This is a genomic window from Hahella ganghwensis DSM 17046, assembly GCF_000376785.1.
GTDB classification, from domain to species: domain Bacteria; phylum Pseudomonadota; class Gammaproteobacteria; order Pseudomonadales; family Oleiphilaceae; genus Hahella; species Hahella ganghwensis.
Genome location: NZ_AQXX01000125.1, coordinates 19,959 through 36,221, shown reverse-complemented (window position 1 = coordinate 36,221; position 16,263 = coordinate 19,959). Strand labels below are relative to the sequence as shown.

The 16,263-nt window shown below is 49.4% G+C and carries 12 protein-coding genes; 6 read left to right on the top strand and 6 right to left on the bottom strand.

Features of this window, described 5'->3' with window-relative positions; translation table 11 throughout:
• Positions 1–232: 232 nt before the first annotated feature.
• On the top strand, positions 233–2,107 hold the full coding sequence (locus F566_RS0118145) for an MFS transporter (RefSeq protein ID WP_020408441.1): 1,875 nt from the start codon (positions 233–235) through the stop codon (positions 2,105–2,107).
• A 30-nt stretch (positions 2,108–2,137) separates the two neighbouring features.
• Here the strand turns inward: F566_RS0118145 and F566_RS0118140 are convergent, their stop codons facing one another.
• The 5 genes from F566_RS0118140 to F566_RS33345 form a co-directional block, all read right to left on the bottom strand.
• Positions 2,138–2,989: a 6-pyruvoyl trahydropterin synthase family protein gene (locus F566_RS0118140; RefSeq protein WP_020408440.1), complete on the bottom strand. Its 852-nt coding sequence runs from the start codon at positions 2,987–2,989 to the stop codon at positions 2,138–2,140.
• An 87-nt stretch (positions 2,990–3,076) separates the two neighbouring features.
• Complete coding sequence (locus F566_RS33350; protein ID WP_157496877.1) at positions 3,077–3,661, bottom strand: NUDIX hydrolase; 585 nt, start codon at positions 3,659–3,661, stop codon at positions 3,077–3,079.
• Positions 3,662–3,694: 33 nt separating this feature from the next.
• Positions 3,695–4,813, bottom strand: a complete 1,119-nt coding sequence (locus F566_RS0118130) for a response regulator (RefSeq protein WP_020408438.1) — start codon at positions 4,811–4,813, stop codon at positions 3,695–3,697.
• 42 nt (positions 4,814–4,855) lie between these two features.
• A complete protein-coding gene (locus tag F566_RS0118125) occupies positions 4,856–6,256 on the bottom strand; it encodes a PEGA domain-containing protein (RefSeq protein ID WP_020408437.1) in 1,401 nt (466 codons plus the stop codon).
• Between the two features lie 183 nt (positions 6,257–6,439).
• Positions 6,440–7,132, bottom strand: coding sequence for a hypothetical protein (locus tag F566_RS33345; protein ID WP_020408436.1), 693 nt, complete (start codon positions 7,130–7,132; stop codon positions 6,440–6,442).
• Positions 7,133–7,213: 81 nt separating this feature from the next.
• On the opposite strand from F566_RS33345, the gene F566_RS0118115 reads away from it, so the two are divergent.
• Together F566_RS0118115 and F566_RS0118110 are read left to right on the top strand one after the other, a co-directional pair.
• A complete protein-coding gene (locus F566_RS0118115) occupies positions 7,214–7,669 on the top strand; it encodes a methylglyoxal synthase (protein WP_020408435.1) in 456 nt (151 codons plus the stop codon).
• 79 nt (positions 7,670–7,748) lie between these two features.
• On the top strand, positions 7,749–10,679 hold the full coding sequence (locus F566_RS0118110) for an insulinase family protein (RefSeq protein ID WP_020408434.1): 2,931 nt from the start codon (positions 7,749–7,751) through the stop codon (positions 10,677–10,679).
• A 108-nt stretch (positions 10,680–10,787) separates the two neighbouring features.
• Here the strand turns inward: F566_RS0118110 and ppsR are convergent, their stop codons facing one another.
• Positions 10,788–11,606, bottom strand: coding sequence for a posphoenolpyruvate synthetase regulatory kinase/phosphorylase PpsR (ppsR, locus tag F566_RS0118105; protein WP_020408433.1), 819 nt, complete (start codon positions 11,604–11,606; stop codon positions 10,788–10,790).
• Between the two features lie 362 nt (positions 11,607–11,968).
• Between ppsR and ppsA the strand changes: the two genes are divergently transcribed.
• From ppsA to F566_RS0118090, 3 genes are all read left to right on the top strand, one after another.
• The gene (gene ppsA, locus F566_RS0118100) at positions 11,969–14,335 is read left to right on the top strand and encodes a phosphoenolpyruvate synthase (protein ID WP_026180117.1); all 2,367 of its coding nucleotides are present in this window, start codon (positions 11,969–11,971) and stop codon (positions 14,333–14,335) included.
• 254 nt (positions 14,336–14,589) lie between these two features.
• Positions 14,590–15,522, top strand: coding sequence for an alpha/beta hydrolase (locus F566_RS35595; RefSeq protein ID WP_020408431.1), 933 nt, complete (start codon positions 14,590–14,592; stop codon positions 15,520–15,522).
• Positions 15,523–15,524: 2 nt separating this feature from the next.
• Complete coding sequence (locus F566_RS0118090; RefSeq protein WP_020408430.1) at positions 15,525–16,217, top strand: NAD-dependent epimerase/dehydratase family protein; 693 nt, start codon at positions 15,525–15,527, stop codon at positions 16,215–16,217.
• Positions 16,218–16,263 lie beyond the last annotated feature (46 nt).

Genomic DNA, 16,263 nt, shown 5'->3' with positions numbered 1-16,263 from the left:
ATCGGAAATGATGCAGTATAGCGTGGCTGCCGGCCTTCCGCTCTTGGTTAGACTTATCGCCTATAGGTGAGTATTGTTTTTTGCCACTTTGGGGTGCCGATAAGGACACTTGATAGCAGAATATGGCAATGCCATATGAGCAATGCTAGCCTTCCATACAATTTAGTGTGAACAGGCCCTGGCAAAAATCGGGGGCGTGTTCCCGTAGAATGATTATTTGAAGGAAATGAACATGGCGGACGGCGGCGTATTCAGTCTTCTTGGAAAGAGGCGTTTTTTACCTTACTTTCTGACCCAGGCTTTTGGGGCTTTTAACGACAATCTTTTCAAACAGGGCATTCTTCTGCTGTTTACTTATGTCATCGCCACTTCAAGCAGCGCATCACTGATTAATTTGGCATCAGGTTTATTTATTCTGCCGTTCTTCCTGTTTTCACCTTTGGCAGGGCAGATTGCAGACAAAGTTGAAAAAGCCAAATTGATTCAGTGGATTAAAATGGCGGAGATCGTGCTGATGCTCCTGGCTGCAGTGGCATTTATTCTGCAGTCGAAGGAAATGTTGTTGCTACTGCTGTTTTTGATGGGAACGCAGTCTTCCATGTTCGGTCCGGTGAAGTACTCGATCCTTCCTCAGCATCTTGGGCCCAAAGAGCTGCTGGCCGGTAATGCGCTGGTGGAAATGGGGACATTTCTGGCCATTCTGTTTGGTACGATTATCGCCGGAGTGTTGTTCATCATACCGGGAGGGATCAATATCATTTCCATTGGTATAGTTGTTGTCGCGGTCCTGGGCTTTTTCTGTAGTCGCTATATTCCCAATGCACCTTCTTCCAATCCTGATTTGAAAATCAACTTTAATCCGTTTGCAGAAACTCTGGATACTGCTCGTAACATTCAAGGTAACCGGGCCGTGTTTCTGTCAATTATGGCAATCAGTTGGTTCTGGTTTCTGGGGGCCAGTTATCTGACCCAGTTTAATTTGTTCACGAAGGATTTCCTGATGGGCGATCCGGCTGTCGCAACGGGCCTGTTGACTCTGTTCTCTGTTGGGATCGCAGTAGGGTCGTTACTTTGTTCGAAGCTATCTGAAGGGCAGGTTGAGATCGGATTGGTGCCTATAGGCTCTCTGGGGCTGACGATATTTGGTATAGATCTCTACTTTGCAACACCTGAATTGGTTGGGGTGGCCGAGCGTGGTGTTGGTGAATTTCTGGCTGACAGTCGGGGTTACGGAGTATTGCTGGATCTTCTGTTGATTGGCGTTTTTGGTGGGTTTTATATTGTGCCTTTGTATGCGCTGATTCAGGAGCGAACAGACGAGAAACGTCGGGCTCAGGTCATAGCTCTGAACAATGTTATGAATGCTATTTTTATGGTGGTAAGCGCAGCTGCGGCAATTCTGATGTTGTCGGTCATTGAGCTGTCCATTCCTGAGTATTTTTTAGTGTTGGCCATCATGAACGGGGTGGTGGCACTTTATATCTATCGACAGGTACCGGAGTTTGTTCTCAGGTTCTGTATCTGGTTACTGAGCCATACCATGTACCGGGTTTCAAAATCCGGAATGGAACATATCCCTCAGGAGGGGGCCGCCGTGCTGGTTTGTAATCATGTCAGTTATGTTGATGCGCTCTTGATCGGTGGTGCTGTCAGGCGGCCGGTCAGGTTTGTGATGGATCGCGACATTGCCCGAATGAGAGGCATGGCATGGTTCTTCAGGTTGGCCAGAACGATCCCTATTACTTCTGAAAAGCGTGATCCGGAAGTCTATGCGCAGGCGTTCAGATCAATTGATGAAGCATTGGCAAACGGTGAGCTGGTGTGTATTTTCCCTGAAGGCAGGTTGACCAAAGATGGCGAGATTGATCGTTTCAGAAAAGGGATTGAAGTTATCCTGGAGCGCAATCCTGTGCCTGTCATTCCAATGGCTCTGCGAGGGTTGTGGGGGTCTTACTTCAGTCACAAGGATAAGCCGGCCCTGGCCAAGTTACCGAGTCGGTTCTGGTCGAAAGTGGAATTGGTCGTTGATACTTCTGTCTCACCGGAGAATGCGACGGCCGAAGGTTTGGAATCAAGGGTAAAGGAATTGAGAGGCGCATACGCCTGAGTAACTTTCAGGCGTAAGTTCAAAAAGGGATTAGCGTTCCGCAATCGCCCCTTTTTTTACGCCTTCATAACAGCGTACCAGGAAAATGTTCTGAGGGCGCTGTTGTTTCAGGGTCTGCGCAATATGCTCCGCGATCCATTCAACCGTCGTATCAGTGTCGATCAGGTAGGTGGAGGGGCTCGGAACCAATAGCTCGAACTGGCCTTGCTCGGCTTCATAGCCAAACCGGATATGGGGAGTGCCTTGGTGGGACTCTTCGCCTATAACGTCTGTCTTGCTGCCGAGATATATGTCCTTCCATTTTTTTGCCCATTGATATTCAGTCAGTTGGCTACGTTGCCCATCAGTGAAAATCTCAAGCTTGGAGCGATGCCCGTGAGCGATTCTCTGGCAGTTCCCCTTGTGTTTTTTCAGTCCGTGTGTGTAGTGGTAATAAGCGCCCTGAATGAGCTCTTCGCGCAGGGTGACCTTGACGGACTTGACGTTGTCGGGGACAACTGATTGCAGGTGCTCATTCAGGATCGGCTGAATTTCATCAATAGTGATGTCGGAGCAGGGGAGTAATGCGATCGCACTCTCTGGTGTTTTGCTTTCAATTCTGCCGCCGGACAGCAGATTGTAGGCAACGTTGATCCGATTGCCGTCTCGATCAACCTCCAGCCCATCAATTTCCTGCGGAATTACTAGTTTGTGATCTATGAGATCCTCTGCAGCATCCCTAAGTACTTTTTTAACATCGCCGAAATCGAAAACCATGCCTTGTTCATCGAGCTTGCCGGCAAGTTCGATGTCAAGAATCCAGCTCTCGCCCACAATGCCTCTGGTTGGGTGCAGGTAAGAAAAATCCAGTACCGTAAGATGGTCAACAAACAAGCGATTCATAAGTCAGCGATTTTAAACTCCAGGTGGATATTCACGGGGGCTGCGATCAGCCCCGCGAAGTATACAGGTGCGCGCAGTCATAGACTATTACTTCCCTGAAAGCCTTGCAAAGTAATCCGTGGCCATAAGGTTGTCGATCATTTTCAGTGATAGTCCCCAGATACGGAACTTTCTGTAGTAAAAACATGGCATTGTGAGTTTGAAGTGGCTGACTTTCCATGGAAAGTGCTCTCTGGGTGAATTTTTAAAAATCTCTACCGGTATCCAGACCGCATCGGAAACTTCATGGGAAAGCTCAAAACTGAGAGGTTTGTCGACTTCAAAAACGTAGGGGTGGATGGCCATCGGGCGTAATGTGTTATGGGATTTTGTCCATACAGTGTTCAGTGACAGTACAGGGCGACTGCTGATATGCAGGCCTACCTCCTCATGCAATTCTCTTAAAGCAGTGTCAATGTGGTGTTGGTCTGAAGGGCTTCGTCGCCCTCCAGGAAATGCCATATCACCAGACCAGGGATCTCCGGCCCGTTCAGCTCTCTTGATCATCAGGATATGGGGGGCGGGAGAGATGCTGCAAAGAAGGGCGACCGATGAGTGGTTGGCCAGTCTTTGTATAGGTGACAGATACCTTGTCCCTATGTCGCGGAATATCCTCGGACCGGTATCTGTCACGCTGGGTGCCTGGCTTTCGGTTATCTATAGCTGTCAGCCAAAAACTCCTGAGATGAAGGCAATGCCTGCAGCAAACACGCCAATGCTGATTGACAAGGCAATCATATAGGCTTTGTTGTTAGCCGCCTTCTGGGATTTTGCATAGAGTTCTATCGTTCTCTGGGCAATGTCCTCAGCGGTTTCGCGGGAAATATCATGTGCCTGTTGAATAGCTTCTGCCTGCAGGGTCTGCCAGAACTCTGTGTCGATGGACTGAACCGTTGTCATGTGGTCCTTAAGTTCATCCAGTTGATTCTGGGTCATCGATGAGCCTGAAGCAGCGCCTCCGCCGGACTTGATTTCATCTTTGATTTCAAGAAGCTGATCGCTGATGGAGACGGCCAGCTCTGCGGCAATTTCTTCCTTCAAAGTGGAAAGACGGTCTTCCAGCTTTTCCTCAAATCCATTAAAGCGTTCTTCCTGGCGTGATTGCAGGTCGTCTGACAGGCGTTTGAGGTGAGCATACTGTTCGTCAAACAGGTCACTCAGTAGCTCATGCATACGAGTATTCAGTGTTGTTTTGACTGAGGAGCGGGCAACCTGTTCAATCAGTTCGATCGGCAGGTTAACGGCAGCGCCGTTCACCTGTTCGTGAAGTTGGCGCTGGACAGGGCTCTGGGCTTTTGCCGCCGGAGTCTGTGCTTCAGGCTCGTCCTCGTTGTCATCGACATCGTGATCGCTGAAGGTGAAGTCCAGTGCGGTAAGATCGATTGGCTCGTCGGGTAGTGTGCCTGCCTCAAGGTCTTTGTTCAGTTGGTCGAGAATGTTGGACAGTCCCTCGTTTTGAGGCGGCTTGGTCAATATGTTGTAGATTCCGAATCTCTTCGCAGCATCCTCAAACTCCTTAGACTTTTTGGAAGTGCACATGATGATGGGAATGCCGGCAGTCTGTGGGTTGGACTTGATCGCTTTGGTTGCCTCCACGCCGTTCATGCCCGGCATCAGGTGGTCCATGAATATCACGTCCGGGCAATCGTTTTTGTCCAGATAATCCAAAGCTTCCTCTGCCGAGCCGGCCATGTCTACATTCATGCTGACATTCTCAAGTAGTTTGCTCAGGGCAAAACGTGCCACTTTGGAATCATCAACGAGTAATGCACTCTTTATAGTCATGGTGTACCTCAAATACCTTCAATGCCAATCAAGATCTTCCGCCTACCAGCCTTCCATTGGAGGGCACTGTGTCGCGCGATAGCTCTTGAGTCTGTAGCAAACCCCTGGCTCACTACTGCGTGCTGTAAATATTTCGCCTTCGGGAGTGGTCAGTGTTGCCATACCGAAAGGCTTGCCAAATTTGAATGTTCCACTGATGGAACTGCCATTGGGGTTCTTCAGCTCTCCCTGGCCGTGGAACTTTCCTTCAAAAAACTGTCCGGAGTATTTCTTGCCGTCGGCATAAACCAGATCACCTTTGCCCTGGAATTCGCCATTGGCAAAGCCGCCTTCATAATGAGTTCCATCCGATAGTGTCAGGCTGCCGTTACCGTGATACTGATTTTCAGAAAAACCACCAACGTACAGGGTGCCATCTTTCGCGGTGAATGTACCCTGGCCGTTGAGTTTTCCATCCACCCAATACCCGGTGTAAATATCTCCGTTGGCGAGAGTCAATGTGCCTTCGCCATTAAAGCCGTCATTTCTGAACTCCCCAGTATAGCTGTCGCCGTTGGGTTTGCTCAGTGTGCCTTCCCCATGCCGACGGCCTTCATACCAGTCGCCCGAATATTCAGTGCCATCGGCTAATTTCAGTTCGCCGCGACCATGAAACAGCTTATTTTCAAAGTCGCCATGATATACCGTTCCGTCACTCCCGGTATAGGAGCCCTGACCGGTCACCACACCTTGCTTCCACACGCCATCTACATATTGAACGACGGTGATGCGGTCCAGTGTTACGCTGAGGCTTCGCCGATCGCCCCGGGCGACATCAATCGTCGAGCGCCAGGTCTTGTATCCTTCCTTTGATACAATGACCTCATATTCGCCTGCCGGCAACTCAGCGTTGACTGCACTTGATCCATAGCTTTTGCCATTAATGACGACCTTATCTTTCACCACATTGGAGTGGATATAGAGGAAGCCGGTTTTGGGTAGTGCGGGTTTCGGTTCGATTACCGGGGCTGGAGTTGTGCTGGCCTGCGCTGCTGCCTGCTGTGCCGTCGAGGGCGGAGGATTGGTATCCAAGGACGCCAGCATCTGCGTGCTTTTCTCCTGGCTGACTTCCTGCTGGACCCTTTCCTGTTGTTGTTCTGGCGTTAGTTGATCAACAAACAGAACGGCATCTTCGACAGATTCTCCGGGAATGTCCTCAGTGGGACGAAACTGTTTTACTTCCTCTTTGAATCTGTCTTTAGAGCTTTGGGTGTCTGGCGCGGCAATATCGGATGGTATCTTCTCCGCCCATGTTTTTTCAGCCGCTGTGGACACGACCGTTTCCGGTTGTGAGGCTGCTTGAGCTATGTCGCCGAAATCGCGCTGGTGTACTGCAAGCCCTGCCGTGGCAAACAGCATGGCAGCCAGCGCATTAACGAACAGAAGTGGTCTAAGATCGACCATTACACCTACCTGACAAGAATTTGGACCTGTTGATCAGATCAATTGTAACTCATGTTAGCGAGTAAATTAGAGGAATGTAACCAAATCGCCACTAGCATGGAAGTTTTGCATATAGTGTCACACTATACCTGGAAATAGCTCACGCCCTAAAGGCAAATAATTCCCGCCAAATGTTTGATCTGTTTATATTTTGTTACGTAAGTGTAATTCCTCCCAAGACCTCATATGTACATCCGCCTCATATTCATAAGGGCTTTTGAAAGGGGTGAGAATGAAGTCAAAGACAGCGAAGGTAAAGCCGATGGAAAACCATGCGATAAACAGGGTTTCAATGGTTGCGGCCTGGCTCTGTGGGTTGGCTTCGACAAAAGCCTGCAGGCTGGGCAGAAGGTTCTGAACCATGGCAACAGGATTGAAGCGGTTCAGTACCAAAGGCACCCAGAATGCGATAAAAACAGGGAAGAAAGTGAAGGACCATAAAAAACGCCGTAGCAGATAAATCAGTATGGCTTTTACATAGCGTCGCTTGAGTTCGGGGATCTTCCGGATGACCTGCAAATAGCGTTTTCTTTCCACCCAGTAGGCTTCAATTTCGACTCTCGGACTTTCCTGTTCTTTAGAGTCTGTGGTTGACTGATCTGAAGCATCCTCTTTGACTTGCAGAGGGTTGTCCTTCGGTTCAGGACTTTTTTCTTCCCCCGGGCTACTTACCTTCTCAGGGTTACTTGCCTGCTCAGGATTGTTTGCCTGCTCATCAGGGCTATCAACATGCCCAAGACTGGCTTCAGCCTCATTTTCAGGACTGTCCGCAGCATCCTGTTCAGGATTTTTAATCGGGTTGATAGAAGCGGTTTCGTTGCTGTTATCTGTTGACATGTAGTATGTTTCGCCTTAGTGAAGCAACATCTTTTCCAAATGAGATAGTCGGATAATGATGAAAATAATGGATGTAACCTTATGACAGATCAAGATGTTAGTGCCAGCGGAGTTAAAAATATCGCACTGATTGCCCATGATAACTGTAAGCAGAAGCTGTGTAACTGGGTTGTCAGGCACCGCGGCAGGCTGGAAGGATGCCAGCTCCATGCCACCGGCACTACGGGCAAATTGATCGAGGAACAAAGTGGTATGCAGGTCCATCGTTTTCATAGCGGCCCTCTGGGTGGGGATCAGCAGATTGGAGCGTTGATTTCCGAAGGGAAAATCGACCTTCTGATATTTTTTTGGGATCCGCTGGAGCCGATGTCCCATGATCCTGACATAAAAGCCCTGCTTCGCTTGGCAACATTATGGAATGTGCCGACAGCCTGTAATGAATCGACTGCCAATTTCCTGGTTTCCTCTCCGTCATTCAGTTCTTACCGACCTGAGCGACCAAGTTTTGAGGGGTATCTGGGGCGGTCGGTTCCTTAAAGTCAGTCATCGTCGTCAGCTTTCCGATTCACAAGACTATAATCAGTCTGAAACTTGAACAGAATTTGGTTGGAATTCAATGTCACAGCAGTTATCTCTAGATATCGCTCATCAATCCTTCGAATGTGTCGCACGTACACCTATTGAAGCCCTGCATATAGAACTCCAGGAGTTCAGGCACTTGCGTACCGGGGCTCGGCATTTTCATTTGCATGCCGACCAGAAAGAGAATGTTTTCCTGGTTGCTCTGCGTACAGTGCCCGGTGATTCAACCGGTGTGGCCCATATCCTGGAGCATACCACTTTGTGTGGCAGTCAGCGGTATCCGGTGCGTGACCCGTTCTTCATGATGACAAGGCGTTCTCTGAACACTTTCATGAACGCGTTCACTTCGAGCGACTGGACGGCCTATCCGTTTGCCAGTCAGAATCGCAAGGATTACTTCAATCTGCTGGATGTATATCTGGATGCGGTATTTTTTGCAAATCTGAACGAACTGGATTTCGCCCAGGAAGGTCATCGTCTGGAATTCGAAGAGACGGAAAATACTGACTCTTCTCTGGTCTACAAAGGTGTGGTTTACAACGAGATGAAAGGAGCGATGAGCTCTCCGATGTCGCAGCTGTGGGCCAGCTTTACCAAGCATCTCTATCCCTCATCCACCTACCACTACAATAGCGGCGGTGAGCCAGATCATATTCCTGATCTGACCTATGATCAGCTGCAGGCGTTTTATAAAAAACACTATCACCCAAGTAATGCTTTGTTTATGACTTATGGTGATATCGAGGCAAAAAGCCTGCAGGCTGAGTTTGAGGACAAAGCCCTGAGTCATTTTGACGGTCCGGGTGAGAAGGCGTTTGTCAGCAACGAAAAACGTTACTTCGCGCCCGTGAGAGTCCAGGAATGCTATCCATTGTCTGGGGAGGAGGAAACCGGTCATAAAACTCATCAGATTATCGGTTGGCTTCTGAACGAAAGTGCAGACCTTGAGAACAACCTTGAAGCCCATCTATTGACCAATGTGCTGTTGGAAAACAGTGCCTCCCCGTTGATGCATGCACTGGAGACGACGGATATCGGGCATTCTCCCTCAGGACTCTGTGGCCTGGAAGATTCATATAAGGAAATGGCCTTTGTGTGTGGTATCGAAGGTTCGGATCCTGAGCAGGCCGCTGATTTTGAGGCCTTGGTTCTTTCAGTTCTGGAAGAGGTCGCCCGTGATGGAGTGCCTCAGGAGAAAGTGGAAGCGGTTCTTCATCAGTTGGAATTGAGTCAGCGTGAGATTTCCGGCGACTCTTATCCCTACGGTTTGCAGTTGATTCTGACGGCGATGACGCCGGCCCTACAGGGACAGAATCCGGCCCAGGTGCTGGATATTGGACCGGTGCTGGTTAAAATGCGCGAACGCATTAAAGACCCTGAGTACATCAAGTCCCTGGTACGTAAGCATCTCCTGGATAATCGGCATCGTATTACCCTGACTCTGGCCCCTGATTCCTCTCTGGAGGAACAGCGTGAAGCATTTATGAAAGCCAAGCTTGAGGGGATCAAGAGCCGGCTGTCAGATGACGAGAAAGCGGCAATTGTCTCTCAAGCCAAGGCATTGCTGGACAGGCAGAACCAGAAAGATCCGGAAGAGATGTTGCCAAAGGTCGGCCTGGATGACGTGCCTCTTGATATCCATATTCCTGACCCTGTGGCAGGTTCTGAAGTATCTGGAATCACGGCTTATGCGCAGGGCACCAACGGATTGGTATATCACCAGGCTGTGATTCCATTGCCGGATCTTACTGACAGCGAAATACAGCTGTTGCCGCTTCTTTCCTACTGCCTGCCAGAAGTCGGAGCAGGGGATAAAAGCTATCTGGAAATGCAGGAGCTCCAATCAGCCTACACAGGCGGTCTCTCATCATATTGGGAGATCCGTGGTGAGGTGGATGATGAGCAGAAATGCAAAGGCTACCTGGTCTTTTCTGGCAAGGCATTGGAACGAAATCAGTCCAGGCTGGTTGATCTGATGAAGCTGACACTCAGCCAACCGCGATTTGATGAACACGAGCGTCTGCGTGAGCTGATTGCCTTGCTGGCATCAAGGCGGGAGCAGGGAGTGACCAGTAACGGTCATGGGCTGGCGATGGCTGCGGCTGGAAGTCTGTTGAGTCCGAGTGCGTCAGTGTCACATAAAACCTCTGGTCTGGAAGGTATTCGCTGGATCAAAAAACTCGATCGTGAAATTCGTGAGGCTGAGGCTTTACAACGTTTGGCTGCAGATCTAGAAGCACTGCACCAGAAAGTGATGGCTAACCCAATGCAGTTCCTGGCGATTGCTGAGCCAGCGAATGTCGAAGCGCTGAAAACTTCGATCGCAGAAGGATGGGAAAAGGGCGCTGAGCAATCTGCTTCCCAATTGTCGCTTCCCGCAACCAGGGAGCACGTAAAGGTTGGCTGGGTCACCAATAGTCAGGTGAATTTCTGTGCTAAAGCCTTTGCAACAGTTGCTGGAGACCATGCTGATGCTGCGGCTTTGACCGTGCTGGGACATTACCTTCGCAATGGCTACCTGCATCGGGCAATCCGTGAACAAGGTGGAGCCTATGGTTCCGGTGCCAGTCAGGATAATGCCAATGCTGTATTTCGCTTTTTTTCTTACCGCGACCCTCGAATTGAGGGAACACTGGAAGATTTTGCCGGTTCAGTGAAGTGGATGCTGGAATCGGATCACAGTGAAGAGGAGTTGGAGCAGGCGGTGCTCGGTGTGGTGTCCAGCATTGATAAACCTAAGTCGCCTGCGGGAGAGGCAAAGTCAGCCTACCATAGTGAATTGTTCGGTCGCACACCTGCGCAGCGAAAAGAATTTCGTCGGCGAATTCTGCAGGTGAGCATGGATGATCTGAAACGTGTCGCGGAAAAGTATCTGTCTACAGAGACCTGCAGTGTTGCGGTAGTTGGAGGTGAAAGCGCGAGAAGTGCGTTTGAATCTCTGGGGCTTGATATTCAGAAGCTGTAGTTTCTGTAAGTGTTAACCGTCAGTATTCGGGAGCATTAGCTCTTGTAAGCTGCCGGTACTAACGGAACGCCAGATGCCGGGAACGGTTAGTCCCGGCATCTTTCGCCATTAGCTGATCCTTCTTTCTATTCCCGTCATCATCAGCAGACGCGTCGATATTTCCTCGACGGAATAGTCAGTGGAATTAAGGAACGGAATCCTTTCACGCCGATAGATGAGTTCAACTTCCTCCACCTCATAATTGCATTGTTTAATCGAGGCATACTTGGAATTGGGTTTACGCTCATTGCGAATCAATTGCAGGCGTACGGGGTCAATCGTCAGACCAAACAGTTTTTGGCGATGCTTGCGTAATACCTCCGGCAGACGCTGGTCAACAATATCATCTTCCGTTAGTGGATAATTAGCGGCCTTGATTCCGTACTGCAATGCCAGGTAAATGCAGGTCGGGGTCTTACCGCTACGTGATACACCGACCAGAATGATGTCGGCATTAGAGTAGTATCGTGTGCGGGCGCCGTCATCATTTTCCAAGGCAAAATTCATGGCGTCGATGCGCCTGTTATAGGAAGCTTTCCCGGTGATCGAGTGTGATTTCCCCACAGTGTAGGAGGACTTTGAACCAAGCTCCTGCTCCAGTGGCTCCAGGAAGGTTCCGAATATATCGATCATGTACCCTTGGCTTTTACGGATTTCTGCACGGACGTCGCTATTAACAATGGTGTCAAAAATGATTGGCTTGCCATCGTCAATGGCTGCGGCCTTATCGATCCGCTCCACAACACTACGAGCTTTTTCAACCGAATCAATGTAGGGAATGGTGATTTTTTCGAAATCAATATACTCAAACTGAGCCAACAGGCTCTGCCCTAAAGCTTCAGCGGTAATACCGGTACCATCTGAGATAAAGAATGCGGTTCGTTTCATTTTTTGTCCGTTTTATTTGTGGCAATAAGCGTTCCGGAGGAGAACCTGACGATGCATCATACGAATCTTCAACTGGCTTTAGCATACCCATGTTGTTTAATTTTAAGAAGTTTGTTGTGTCTCTTCAGGAGAATCGTTGTGATTTCGGTCAAATCGCGCGCAATATGGCGTCTGGATTGCCTTTCAGCGACACGATCAGATACACAGCCATTAAATCAGATGCTAGACTAGGCCCTCGGTCGCGATCCCGGAGTTTTTTGGGTCGGGAAATCGCCCGTTTGACCATCCTCAGGCTACAAGAATAACTCGGCAAGAGATCGGTGGCCTGACCATGAGCGTTGATAATACTTGGGAGAAGCATCTTGGAAGACTACATAGTTTGGTTTGAACACCTTGGTATGGGCGACGTTGAGCGCGTCGGGGGCAAAAATGCCTCACTGGGTGAGATGATCAGTAATCTGGCCAGTGCCGGGGTAACCGTTCCAACCGGTTTCGCAACAACCGCTCATGCGTATCGTGAGTTCCTGCAAACGGAAGGGCTGGACAAAAGGATTCATGAAATTCTGGAGCAATTGGATGTCAACGACGTCGTGGCGTTGGCGGAAACCGGAGCCAAAATTCGTCAGTGGGTTCTGGAAACACCGTTCCCCAAGGCACTTAATGACGCCATTGAGCAATCATTTGCCAAACTGCAGGAAGGTAATGAGCAATTAGCAGTTGCTGTACGTTCCTCGGCTACAGCGGAAGACCTGCCGGACGCCTCCTTTGCCGGCCAGCAGGAAACTTTTCTGAACATCATCGGGATTGATAACGTCAAACACGCCATCCATGAAGTATTTGCCTCACTGTTTAATGATCGCGCCATTTCCTATCGGGCTCATCATGGTTTTGAGCATAGTCTGGTAGCGTTGTCTGCTGGTATTCAGAGAATGGTGCGCAGTGAATCTGCCAGCAGTGGTGTCATGTTTACTCTGGATACAGAATCCGGATTTAACGATGTTGTCTTTATCACCGCCTCCTATGGTCTGGGTGAAACTGTTGTACAGGGTGCGGTTAACCCGGATGAGTTCTATGTCCACAAGCCCACTTTTGCTGACGGGCGTCCAGCGATCCTGAGACGTAACCTGGGCAGTAAAGCGATCAAGATGATCTACGGCGATCACGGTGCTGCCGGTAAGTCCGTTCAGACTGTCAATGTGGACGCGGATGATCGTGGCAAATTCGCGCTGACCGACGATGAAGTTTATGAACTGACCCGTCAGGCGCTTGTGATAGAAAAGCATTACCAGCGTCCAATGGATATCGAATGGGCCAAAGACGGTGATGACGGCAAGCTCTACATCGTGCAGGCACGTCCCGAAACCGTTAAGAGTCGCTCATCTGCAGTGATGGAGCGTTATCTTCTTAAAGAAACCGGAAAGGTGATTTGCGAAGGTCGCAGTATCGGTCAGAAGATTGGCCGTGGTCCGGTCAAAATCATTACCAGTATTCATGAGATGGACTTGGTGAAGGACGGAGATGTTCTGGTAACTGATATGACCGATCCTGACTGGGAGCCAGTGATGAAGCGTGCTTCGGCAATTGTAACGGATCGTGGCGGTCGTACTTGTCACGCCGCTATTATTGCTCGTGAGCTGGGGATTCCTGCAGTTGTCGGTTGTGGTGATGCCACGCAATTACTGAAAGGTGCTGATGAGGTAACTGTCTCCTGTGCTGAGGGCGATACTGGTCTGATCTATGAAGGTTTGCTGGAATTTGAATTACGCGAAAACAGCGTTGAATCCATGCCTAAATTGCCGTTCAAAATCATGATGAACGTCGGCAATCCGGACCGCGCTTTTGACTTCCAGGCATTACCGAATGAAGGTGTTGGGCTGGCGCGTCTGGAATTCATCATCAATCGTATGATCGGTGTTCATCCAAAGGCGCTGCTGAATTTTGATACGCTGCCACGTGATGTTAAGCAGGTGGTTGAAAAACGCATTTCAGGATATGCCTCTCCCGTTGATTTTTACGTCGAAAAACTGGTTGAGGGTATATCCACTCTGGCGGCAGCTTTTGCTCCGAAGCGCGTGATCGTTCGCCTGTCTGACTTCAAATCCAACGAATATGCCAATCTGATTGGCGGCACCATTTATGAGCCGGAAGAAGAAAACCCCATGTTGGGCTTCCGCGGTGCTTCCCGCTACATTTCTGATTCCTTCCGCGATTGCTTTGAGCTTGAGTGTCGTGCGATGAAGAAAGTGCGCAATGAAATGGGGCTGACCAATGTGGAAATCATGGTTCCCTTCGTGCGGACTCTTGGCGAAGCCAAGCAGGTGGTCGAACTGCTGGAGGAAAACGGTCTCAAACGTGGCGAGAACGGATTACGTGTCATTATGATGTGTGAACTGCCTTCCAATGCGCTGTTGGCTGAGCAATTCATTGAATATTTTGACGGCTTCTCAATTGGTTCCAACGACCTGACCCAGCTGACACTGGGGCTTGATCGGGATTCCGGTATCATTGCTCATTTATTTGATGAGAGGAATGAAGCAGTTCTGGCGCTACTTTCAAAAGCAATTCAGGCGTGTAAGGCTGCCAATAAGTATATTGGCATATGTGGGCAGGGGCCTTCGGACCATCCGGATCTTGCCAAGTGGTTGATGGAGCAGGGAATCGACAGTGTGTCCCTGAACCCCGACTCGGTCCTGGATACCTGGTTCTTCCTGGCGGAGAAACACGGTTGATCTAGGGTGCTGGCTGTCCTTTGATGATAAGAACCAGCCTTTTGGGGCTGGTTTTTTTGTTTAAGGAGGCTGTCAAGACTTCCGAAACCCGATTTGTCTCGATATTCTATAACCACGTGTGGTGATGGGTGAGTTGTCGACTAACTGAATTAATCCGTTTTCCGCCATATGGGGCTGGGTTGTCGATATCACGCGTTCAATATTTTATTTCAAAATAATAAAAAATGATCAGAAGCAGGCTTGGATAGCATTCTATGAAGGAACAACTTGTCTCCGCCGATCTGTTGCAAAATGGGTTGGTTGAAGATGTTTATCTTATATACCCCAATAACAGTGACGATAGTTCGGTCGCATTGGCGGTTACCCACCTGTCCCGGGCGGATCGGGCTTCGGCTACGCCGGTGGTGTTGATTCATGGTCAGTTTTCCAACCGTTCCGTCTGGTTTGACCTGGGTGGAGATGGTTTGGCTCGTCATCTGGTGGAGCGGGGGTATGATGTCTGGATGCCTGAAATGAGAGGGCATGGCTTTTCTCCTGTCAATCAGCGGTACCGGAATAACTCTCTCGTTGATTATGTGGACTTTGATTTTCCTGCGCTTCAGAGTTATCTCTCAACAAGGATCGACTCTCCCTGTATCTGGGTGGCCTACGGCTTGTCAGGAGTGGCATTGACACTGGCGCTGGCCAAAGGGACATTGAGTCAAAACCTGGTTGAGGGCGTGGTGCTGTTGGGGCTTGACGATCCCAGAGGGGCCTGGCGCAAAGGGGCATTGATTCGTGCACTGCAGTGGCGGGACCGAAAGCGGGGCTTTATTCCTGGCGGAAAGGATGATGGAGCCACGGAAAGCGAGCCATATGGCGTGATTCATGGTCAACTCAATCCATTGAAGCGCATGTCCATATTTACGAGTCGAAAGCAGGTTCGTGAGTTTACCGGAGGTCTGGCTCAGTTGGAGGTACCATTACTGATGTGTTCCGGTCCCGAAGAGGAAGGTAAACTGATCACCAGCCACAAAATATTTCAGCATTGGGGAGGTTCTGATAAAGACTTCATGCGCTACTCAAATGCTGTTGATGAGCTGTCCATGGTCAAAAGCAGTCATGCGCGACATCATGTATGGAAAGATATAGACAAGTGGCTTAATCGATCCGAGAAATCTGAGAGTGACCTGGAGCAGAGTGCCTAACAGTGGAGGGCGGTGATCGTTCTGCATTGATATTGGGGGCGACAGGGCTTGTCGGGAGCCATCTGCTGAAGCTGCTGCTCGCTGATTCCCTTTATAGTCGGATTCTGACTCTGACGCGTCGCAACATTGCCTGTAATAATCCAAGACTGAAGCAGCACGTCATTGAGTTTAAAGATTTCGAGTCAACTCTGGAGACACTGTCTGTCAATGATATTTACTGTTGTTTGGGAACGACAATCAAGCAGGCAGGGAGCAAGAAGGCTTTTAATCAGGTTGATTACGAATACCCACTGAAGGCAGCTGAAATTCTTAAGCCTGTTGCAGACCATTTTTTATTGGTTTCAGCAATTGGTGCCGATTCATCCTCAAATTTCTTCTACAATCGGGTAAAAGGGCGGCTTGAGGAAGCTTTGGCTGCATTGGGTTATGGCAATATCACCATTGTGCGCCCCTCTTTACTGTTGGGTGAACGAAACCCCAGGAGCGACGGGAAAAGCTCAAGAATTATGGAATCCATTGGCATCCAAATGGCCGGACTGGTCAGTCCAATGTTAATTGGACCTTTGGCCAATTATGCCCCAGTCGAAGCTGAGGATGTCGCGCGGACATTGGTCAGAGCGGCATCAAATGCATTGAAAGAACCTGAACCAACAGGCGTCCGGGTGATTGAATCACAACATATTGGCCGCTTATAAAAAATATTAATAATCCTTTCAACTGGTAAACTTTCTAAAGGTGCTC

What these genes read in the sequence shown, in the direction of transcription:
- ppsR (WP_020408433.1), bottom strand. Translation starts at nt 11,606, where the DNA reads ATGAAACGAACCGCATTCTTTATCTCAGATGGTACCGGTATTACCGCT.
- F566_RS0118125 (WP_020408437.1), bottom strand. Translation starts at nt 6,256, where the DNA reads ATGGTCGATCTTAGACCACTTCTGTTCGTTAATGCGCTGGCTGCCATG.
- F566_RS33345 (WP_020408436.1), bottom strand. Translation starts at nt 7,132, where the DNA reads ATGTCAACAGATAACAGCAACGAAACCGCTTCTATCAACCCGATTAAA.
- F566_RS0118110 (WP_020408434.1), top strand. Translation starts at nt 7,749, where the DNA reads ATGTCACAGCAGTTATCTCTAGATATCGCTCATCAATCCTTCGAATGT.
- F566_RS0118145 (WP_020408441.1), top strand. Translation starts at nt 233, where the DNA reads ATGGCGGACGGCGGCGTATTCAGTCTTCTTGGAAAGAGGCGTTTTTTA.
- F566_RS0118115 (WP_020408435.1), top strand. Translation starts at nt 7,214, where the DNA reads ATGACAGATCAAGATGTTAGTGCCAGCGGAGTTAAAAATATCGCACTG.
- F566_RS35595 (WP_020408431.1), top strand. Translation starts at nt 14,590, where the DNA reads ATGAAGGAACAACTTGTCTCCGCCGATCTGTTGCAAAATGGGTTGGTT.
- F566_RS0118130 (WP_020408438.1), bottom strand. Translation starts at nt 4,813, where the DNA reads ATGACTATAAAGAGTGCATTACTCGTTGATGATTCCAAAGTGGCACGT.
- F566_RS0118140 (WP_020408440.1), bottom strand. Translation starts at nt 2,989, where the DNA reads ATGAATCGCTTGTTTGTTGACCATCTTACGGTACTGGATTTTTCTTAC.